Source organism: Bacteroides sp. AF34-31BH (genome assembly GCF_003602795.1).
In the GTDB taxonomy this organism is placed as follows: domain Bacteria; phylum Bacteroidota; class Bacteroidia; order Bacteroidales; family Bacteroidaceae; genus Bacteroides; species Bacteroides uniformis.
In genome coordinates this window covers 216-6,290 of sequence record NZ_QTLV01000026.1, presented here as the reverse complement: position 1 = coordinate 6,290, position 6,075 = coordinate 216, and the positions used below count along the sequence as shown (strand labels likewise).

The 6,075-nt window shown below is 38.4% G+C and carries 6 protein-coding genes and 1 pseudogene; all 7 read left to right on the top strand.

The annotated features are described in order from the left end of the window. Positions 1-903 (top strand): RHS repeat-associated core domain-containing protein (locus DWZ67_RS19790; RefSeq protein ID WP_120139555.1); only part of this gene is annotated, 903 nt, incomplete at its 5' end. A 12-nt stretch (positions 904-915) separates the two neighbouring features. After that, a complete protein-coding gene (locus DWZ67_RS19785; protein ID WP_051642902.1) occupies positions 916-1,323 on the top strand; it encodes an NTF2 fold immunity protein in 408 nt (135 codons plus the stop codon). Positions 1,324-1,602: 279 nt separating this feature from the next. Further along, positions 1,603-2,916: pseudogene (locus DWZ67_RS20545) on the top strand (RHS repeat-associated core domain-containing protein); the annotation flags it as partial. Positions 2,917-3,464: 548 nt separating this feature from the next. Further along, positions 3,465-3,773 (top strand): hypothetical protein, encoded by a 309-nt coding sequence (locus DWZ67_RS20005; protein ID WP_035447399.1) that lies wholly within the window; start codon positions 3,465-3,467, stop codon positions 3,771-3,773. Positions 3,774-3,916: 143 nt separating this feature from the next. Beyond that, positions 3,917-5,170, top strand: coding sequence for an RHS repeat domain-containing protein (locus tag DWZ67_RS19775; protein WP_117866734.1), 1,254 nt, complete (start codon positions 3,917-3,919; stop codon positions 5,168-5,170). Further along, positions 5,133-5,717, top strand: a complete 585-nt coding sequence (locus DWZ67_RS19770) for a hypothetical protein (protein WP_057281495.1) — start codon at positions 5,133-5,135, stop codon at positions 5,715-5,717. Before DWZ67_RS19775 ends, DWZ67_RS19770 begins: the two co-directional genes overlap by 38 nt. A 108-nt stretch (positions 5,718-5,825) precedes the next feature. Further along, positions 5,826-6,075 (top strand): hypothetical protein (locus tag DWZ67_RS20540; protein WP_147392696.1); only part of this gene is annotated, 250 nt, incomplete at its 3' end.

Below are 6,075 nucleotides of genomic sequence, written 5' to 3'. Positions count from 1 at the left end.
GAAGAGGGTTACATCAACCTGACCGGTACCCAGCAGTATCATTACTATCTGAAGGACCATCAAGGTAACAACCGTGTAGTAATCAACCAGTCAGGTACTGTGGAGGAAACGAACCATTACTACCCTTTCGGTGGTGTGTTTGGCACTGCAGGCAATACCCAGCCTTACAAGTATAACGGTAAGGAGCTTGATACGAAGAAGGGTTTGAACTGGTATGATTATGGGGCGAGACATTATGATGCTGCGTTGGGAAGGTTTACGACGAATGACCCGTTGGCGGAGAAATATTATTCGATGAGTCCGTATACTTATTGTGCCGATAATCCGGTAAAGTTCATAGACCCAAATGGTATGGAATATGCTCCCGGTGATCTGTTTAAGACTAAAAGAGCAGCAGCTAAAGATTGGGGTATGTATTATAATGGTGCATCTATTATATGTAAACGTGAAATGGGCTCTTCTATTTATGAAGTTAAGCAAAAGGGAAAGCTAAAGGGATATTCTTATAGTGCAGCCAATGAAGGAGAGCACAGCGTATCTATAAGCTTACCTCCTAACGGTGAGAGATTTGTAGGATCGATTCATTCGCATGGAGACGCGGACGCAGAGCATATAAATAATAAATTCTCAAAAGCTGATATAAAATATATTGAGAAAACAAAAGAAAATGGTTATTTGGCTACGCCGAGTGGCGATTTGTTAGAATATAATCCTTATAGTAAGAAAACATCAATAGTGACTAGTGATCTTCCTAATGATCCCAAAGATCCTAAACGAAAGAATAATATTAATCCGAAAGATATTCCTGCTGAAAAGGGTAAACAAAGAATGAAAGAATTGCTACAAAAGCCAGATTTAAACATTCCTGTTAGCCAGAGAGAACATATTCATTGGGTATTTTAAAAAGATAGCAATATGTATAGGACTTATTTTTTTGCTTTAATGCTATTTGCGATGTCATGTACAAACAGTACATCGAAGGTCGGAGAAGATCAACAATCATCTCAACAGATTGAGTATGTAATGAATGATAGTCTCTCAACAGATTTTTATACTGATATGAAAAGCTATGTTCCTGCAGAGGGATTTATACCTACAGCGGATATTGCAGTAAAGATAGCGGAATGCGTACTATTGGAAATTTATGGAAAGGAAAGTATAGAGAAAGAAAAACCTTTTTCTGTTAACTTGGTAAATGGAATATGGGTAATAGAAGGGCATATTCCTAATGGAAATGATAGTGCGCTGACTTTCTGTGGACAATCTTATGTGGAAATAAGAAAAAGTAATGGTGAGATTATAAAGCTTTTGCATACTAAATAAAAAATATTACTCTAATATAAGTTGCCTTTTTTCAATGAGATTTATTTAATTACTATCCTAACATCAGATATGCTATATCTTGTATGTTAGGATAGTTTTTTAGGTCTATCAAATGAAGAATTCTGTGTAGGTCATGCAGGACTACATCCGTACTCTCCGGATGCTTAACAGCACGGGCACTTCCTATCTGGATAACATTTCCTATATGTATTATTTGTACGACAGTCTGGGACGGCTGACCCTGCAGGGGGGAATCCTTCTTCCAGTCCTACCGTGCTTGTGCAGAACAACTTGCTCAGTGGCTACGACATCACAAGTACGGTTTATACTTTCTCCAACAAGCCGTCTGGTGTGACACATACACATACTGCCAGCGGAAAGACCACGCGCACGGAAGTATATACCTATACCTACGACCATGCGGACAGAATAAGCAAAGTGCGGCATAGTCTTGGCGGCACTTCAATCACTCTGTACGATGCCACTTATGACAACTTCGGTCGTGTGCTGACCAAGCAGTATCACGGTACGAGCACCAACAAGCTGACTTATGCCTACAACCTGCGCAGCTGGCTGACGGGCATCAGCGGTACATGCTTCACACAGAACCTGTACTACAACACGGGTGTGGGTACTGCGAAGTACAACGGCAGCATCAGCAGCATGACTTGGAAGTCCGGGAACGAAAGTACAGTCCGTGGTTACAAATTCACTTACGACGGTCTTGACAGAGTACTGAACGCTACCTATGGAGAGACAGCAAGTATCAGCACGAATGCGAACCGCTTCTCGGAGAACGTTACGGGTTATGACAAGAACGGTAACATCAAGAGTTTGCAACGTTATGGCCAGACTGGTGCCAGTGCCTACGGCCTGATAGACAACCTGACTTTTACCTTGAACGGCAATCAGTTGAGCCGTGTGGACGATGCCGTGATGGCTTCTGCTTACGGTGGAGGCTTCGAGTTCAAGGACGGCGTGAAGCAGGTCGGAGAGTACACCTACGATGCGAACGGCAATTTAACCAAAGATTTGAACAAGGGAATCACCGATATTCAATATAATTGTTTAAATTTGCCAAGTGCAGTAACGTTCAGCGACGGAAGTACGATTACCTATGTTTATGCAGCCGACGGCACAAAGCTAAGAACGGTTCATAAGATAGGTGGCGCTACCACCACAACGGACTATTGCGGGAATGTGGTCTATGAAAACGGAGCCCAGAAGCTTCTGATTACCGAAGAGGGCTATATTACTTTGAGCGACAACAAGTATTACTATTACTTGAAGGACCATCAGGGGAACAACCGTGTAGTCATAAACCAGAGCGGAGCGGTAGAGGAGACAAACCATTACTATCTGTTTGGAGGAGTATTCGCTTCATCAACAAGCACTCAGCCTTACAAGTACAATAGCAAGGAATATGACACGAAGAAAGGCTTGAACTGGTATGATTACGGGGCACGGCATTATGATGCAGTGTTGGGACGGTTTATGACGGTGGATCCGTTGGCAGAGAAGTATTATTCAGAAAGTTTGTATACTTATTGTTATAGTAATCCTATAAATTGTATAGACCCTAACGGGAAGGATGGTATTTATATTGCCTTCCCTGATTATAAAATATCAACTCCTATTGGTAAAATTGGGAATTTAGGTCATGCTGGAGTATTATTGATTGATAATAAAACAGGAGTGACTAAATATTATGAATATGGCAGATATGACAAAGAGGGTAAAGGAGTTGTCAGAACATTCGCTGTTCCAAATGTAAAAATAGGACAAGATAAAAAGCCTACATTGGAATCATTGAATAAAACTTTATCAATAATATCTGAACAAGCGGGACATGCCGGAAGAATAGAAGGAGCATATATTGAAAGTGATAAGTTTAAAGAAATGAAAAACTATGCAGAATCAAAAATAGCGGAGAATGCTAATTCAAAGAGGAAAGAGTATTCATTAAGGAATAATAATTGTGGAACTTTTGCGGCTGATGTTTTGAAACAAGACCCATCTGTAAAAGATAAGGCACCAGTAATTATAGATCCAAGGCCCAATAGTATAGTTAAAGAGTATTAAGATAATTTTAAGTCACTAAATTATGATCCTAAAAAGAGACAAGTTAAAATTGAATAGATATGGAAAGTCAAAGTATATCATTAGGAGATTTATTTTCAGTTGAATTATTTGTAGGATCAATAACGTTTGTTTTAGGAACGGTTTTGTTCTTCTTATTATTATTATTGAATTTGAGGCTTAATCTTAAAACGACATTATTATATTGTTGCCTGCAATTGATACTTGTTGTCTCTCTTTCTACTATTTTCTTTATATTTTGGCGTTTTAATTTTGATATAATGATAGGGTTTCTATATTTACCAGGTGTATTATCTGAGGTTTTTATTATGCTCTTATTCTATTTTATATTAAAAATAAAAAACAAATAATTGAATAATATTTTTATAACAATTCTATTACAGCGGGTGGAAACATCCGCTGTTTCTTTTTATAGGGTACCCACTATAATAGAAATATTAGCAGTCTAACTTGCCAAGTGGAGTAATGAAGGCCCAATGGCAAAATTTATTCAATGAGCTTTAAAGCAAATGTTAACGCCGCCTATGATAATACTACAATCATTGGTACAGACACTAACCGTTTCCGCGAGAACGCGACAGCTTTCGTCTACAATAACAGCTTCGAGTTCAAGGACAGCATGAAGCAGGCGAACGAGTACACCTACGATGCCAACGGCAATTTAACTAAAGATTTAAACAAGAATATTACCGGTATATCATATAATTGTTTAAATTTGCCAAATACAGTAACGTTCAGTGACGGAAGTACTATCACCTATATTTATGGAGCCGATGGCACAAAGCTGAGAACAGTCCATAAGATAGGTACTACCACCACGACGACGGACTATTGCGGAAACGTGGTCTATGAAAACGGAGTCCAGAAGTTGCTTCTTACCGAAGAGGGTTATGTAACTTTGAGTGACAACAAGTATCACTATTACTTGAAAGACCATCAGGGGAATCACCGGGTAGTAATCAACCAGAGCGGCACGGTAGAGGAAACGAACCATTACTATCCTTTTGGCGGCGTATTTGCAAGTACAAGCAATACTCAGCCTTACAAGTACAATGGCAAGGAGTATGACTCGAAGAAAGGCTTGAACTGGTATGACTACGGGGCAAGGCATTATGATGCAGCGTTGGGAAGGTGCCATACCAATGACAGGTTTGTAGAGAAGTATTATTCGATGTCACCGTATCAGTATGGGGCGAATAATCCGGTGAATAACATAGATGTGAATGGAGATACAATTGTTGTAAATCCGAACCCGAATGGTTTGATAGATAATGTGAAAATGTTCTTTGGATTTGATACTAAGTATCAAAAGGATGTGAAAGTCGATTTGCAGCAACTTAAGAAAGATGATAAAGGAGTCGCTAATATTATCACTGAGTTGGAAGATAGTGAGAATATTCATTATATTACAATGCCTAAGAAAGGGGCTTCTAATTCAACGCTAATTGATAAAGAAAAGGTTGAAATGAAAATCTCACAAGGCAGTATAATCCATTATGATCCCAATAATAGAAGAAGGAGTCGAAATGAAAAAGAAATGAGAACTCCAAGAGTCGGATTGAGTCATGAACTTCAGCATTCGTTTGATGTAGACAAGAAATTTGCCACTTATGAAACAACGGAAAATGGTATAAAACTAATGGAGGTACGCGCTGTTAATACAGAGAATAAGATTAGAAGAAAAACAGGTGATCCTAAAAGAATTGAATATGGTGGAAAGAAAATACCTAAAAAACTATTGGAGTAACATAATTATACCTTTAGTTGTTGTAATTGGAGGAATCGCTTTCTTCTTTCATATAGTGTATAAGCATTCTGAAAAAGCGATGATGGTTTCTGATCTTGATAGAGTACCTATAACTTCTTTAATGTCAGTAAATATAAAATGGCAAGATTCTACTTATTGTACAGTGTTGGAAAGTGTAGAATTATTTTCTATATTGGAGGAAGAAGGTAAAAAGACAATTCCTCAATTGAAACTTCCAAAGAAAGAGTTCATTGAACTTTCGTACAAAGATACTTTAATAGTAGATAGTCTTTCATTTATACAACTGAAAGATTATATAGTTATTCCTCAATATCGTATAGACTCAATTTATGAGAATGAAGGAGTGAAAGGATTACTTTCTGCTTATTTTGATGATGTATGGTTTATTCCATCTTGTGAAGATGGAATATTGACTTTGCCGGAACAACGGTATGTTATTGATATTTTACATAGATGTGGTTATTGCGTAGATATTGATTGTGAATCAGGTTGCATTTATATTGTATCTTCTCCTGATATAGGTTGATTACTTCAAGAAAAATCTCTTTAATTACTATCCTAACATCAGATATGCTATATCTTGTATGTTAGGATAGTTTTTTAGGTCTATCAAATGAAGAATTCTGTGTAGGTCATGCAGGACTACATCCGTACTCTCCGGATGCTTAACAGCACGGGCACTTCCTATGGACTTCCTACGGGCCAGTTCACCAAAGATACTTCCGGCTACGGCAGGGGTTCTCTTACCGGCAGTGCCGTTACGGTTTTTGGCAGTAGCACTAAGATCTATAAGGCTTTCTATTATGACATCAAAGGGCGCATGACGAAAAGTGTGCAGAACAACTTGCTCAGTGGCTACGACATCACAAGTACGGTTTATACTT